The following is a 2,555-nucleotide window of genomic DNA, read 5'->3' on the forward strand; positions in this document are numbered from 1 at the left end:
TAAGTGAGAGAAATAAAATGACATCGACAGACAAAGAAAAAGCCAATCAATCAGAAGTCTCAGTGGTGAATGAGACACCAATATTAGATCCAAATACAGAAGTGGAAATCATCAATCTAGCTAACCCTTTTGATGTCAGAGGTAAGTGTTATCTTTACCATGAAGAGGAAGGAGAGCTTAAACACATGCTTCTTAGAAAAGATGACAAAAAGAAAACCAGTCTTATAAAAGAGCTTACTGAAGTTAAAAACGCAGGACAACTTAATGAGACCCAATTAAGCAAAGAGTACCCATTTTTAGCAAGCCAAAAACAGATTATCTTATTGCCTTACTCTCCAATTTCAAGAAGCCATATTTCGAGTGATACCTATCCAGAAAATAAGATTAATCGAACAAAAATCATCAACACATTTTGGAAAAGCGAGCTAAATCTTAGTTATGATGCTGCGGAAGGATTGATTTTAGTTTGTTCATTTCTAGCCAAGAATGTTGACCGTCATACCCTTGGATTAGGGATAAGCAAAACCAAGATAGCGGTCTCTTTGGGAATGAGTGTTCGGCGTGTATCCGACATTTTAGAGCGACTTAAGGAGCTAGGTTATGTGAATTTTTACAAAGAGAAGGTTAAGCGAGGCAATCTAAGTTTGGGAACTTTCGTACAATTAACACACACTTTTTCGACACAGTTTTTGAAATCCATAGATACCCCCACGAAAAACCAAACGGATACCTCATATAAACCACCAGAAAACACATCTCATGAGCGTCATTTTGAGTTTATGAAAAGACTGAATAACCTACGACTTAACTTAAAGAAGTTCATCATAGATAGCAAAGAGCCGATACCACCAGTCGTTTTGGAGCAGGTGTTTAAAGCTTTAGGATAAAAGAGAACTATAGTTTCACAAAAATGAATAATAGGTAATTATAGGTTCTCTTCATATGTATCAAAAAATAAGACTCTCTCTTGATTTCATAATTAAAATGAAACTATAATTTCACTAAACGTCAATTAAGGAAATTTTATTTCCATTATGAAAAATAAAAATGTTAAAACTAGACGCACTGCTGTTATCTTTCCTAAGAATCAGAAAATTTTGAATACATTGGGAGAGAATATAACACTGGCAATGAAACGACGCGGTATTACCCAAGATATGATGCACAGCAGAACTGGCATATCTAAACCAACCTTACGAAAAATATCAAAAGGTGATCCTTCCGTATCTCTTGGACACTATGTTAACGTACTTTCAGCTCTCGGTTTATTGGATGACCTAGCCAAAGTAGCATTTGATGATGAATTCGGAAGAAAGCTTCAAGATATTGAATTACTGAAGAAAAAACGATAAGAGAGTCAGATATGGAAATCTATGTTTATGCTGATTGGATTAACTCAACTGATTCTATGTTCGTCGGTACATTACGCTCTTCTGAAATTAGAGGAAAAGAACATTTCAGCTTCAGCTACGATGAAGAGTGGTTAACCTCCGAATATGCTCGTCAAATAGACCCCTCTTTACAGTTATACACTGGAGAGCAGCATGCCGAAGATGACCGAAATTTTAAAGTATTTCTAGACTCATGTCCCGATCGTTGGGGACGCCTTCTGATGCAACGTAGAGAAGCGGTAATCGCTCGCAATGAAAAACGTCGAGCTCGTAAATTGTTTGAAACCGATTATCTCTTAGGGGTACATGATTCATTCCGTATGGGAGCCCTACGCTTTTGTACAACCAAAGGTGGCCTTTTCTTAGATAATAGTGATGATTTAGCAGCACCAGCTATCACTTGTCTGCCAGAGCTACAACAGGCTGCAAATGGAATTGAAAATACTCCCGATTTCGATAATCCTGACTATTTAAAATGGCTAAACATGTTGACATCTCCGGGCTCATCATTAGGTGGTGCTCGCCCTAAAGCCTCAATTAGAGATAAAGATCAAAGCTTATGGCTAGCCAAATTCCCAAGCCGTTATGACGAGTATGATATTGGATTATGGGAGTTCATTGTGTATCAAATGGCTTTAGATGCTGGTATCAATATGGCAGATTCAAAAGTTGAAGCTATCGGGCATCATCATATATTCTTGACCAAACGTTTCGATAGAACAAAAGATGGTAAGAGACTACACTTTAGCTCAGCAATGACTCAACTAGAGTATTTTGATGGTCATGATGACGGTGCAAGCTATCTAGAGCTCGCTGAGTTCTTAATACAACACGGCTCGAATACCCAAGTGGATTTGGAGCAACTATGGAAGCGTATGCTATTCAATATCATGGTATCAAATAGTGATGACCATTTACGAAATCATGGCTTTATTCTTGATACGACTGGGTGGCGACTATCTCCAGCCTATGATATTAACCCAACAATGAATGCAATAGGCCTCCACCTAAACATAGATGACACAAGTAATGCTCTTGATATCGACCTTGCATTTGAAGTTGCAGATTACTTTCAAGTTGATGCACAAACAGCGAGTGAGATTTATAAAAAAATGCGTAACGTTGTTTCAGGATGGGAAAGCCTTGCACAAAAACTTGGAGTAC

Annotated in this window: 3 protein-coding genes; all 3 read left to right on the top strand. The window is 37.8% G+C overall.

The features are described 5' to 3' along the window. The first annotated feature begins 17 nt into the window (after nt 1–17). Nucleotides 18–887: a hypothetical protein gene (locus BCT49_RS05665; protein ID WP_198595825.1), complete on the top strand. Its 870-nt coding sequence runs from the start codon at nt 18–20 to the stop codon at nt 885–887. 147 nt (nt 888–1,034) lie between these two features. Further along, complete coding sequence (locus BCT49_RS05670; protein ID WP_017099284.1) at nt 1,035–1,352, top strand: helix-turn-helix domain-containing protein; 318 nt, start codon at nt 1,035–1,037, stop codon at nt 1,350–1,352. 11 nt (nt 1,353–1,363) lie between these two features. Then, a partial coding sequence (locus tag BCT49_RS05675) for a type II toxin-antitoxin system HipA family toxin (RefSeq protein ID WP_102434485.1) occupies nt 1,364–2,555 on the top strand: 1,192 nt, incomplete at its 3' end.

This window comes from Vibrio lentus (genome assembly GCF_002875945.1).
In the GTDB taxonomy this organism is placed as follows: Bacteria; Pseudomonadota; Gammaproteobacteria; order Enterobacterales; family Vibrionaceae; genus Vibrio; species Vibrio apostichopi.

What these genes read in the sequence shown, in the direction of transcription:
- BCT49_RS05665 (WP_198595825.1), top strand. Translation starts at nt 18, where the DNA reads ATGACATCGACAGACAAAGAAAAAGCCAATCAATCAGAAGTCTCAGTG.
- BCT49_RS05670 (WP_017099284.1), top strand. Translation starts at nt 1,035, where the DNA reads ATGAAAAATAAAAATGTTAAAACTAGACGCACTGCTGTTATCTTTCCT.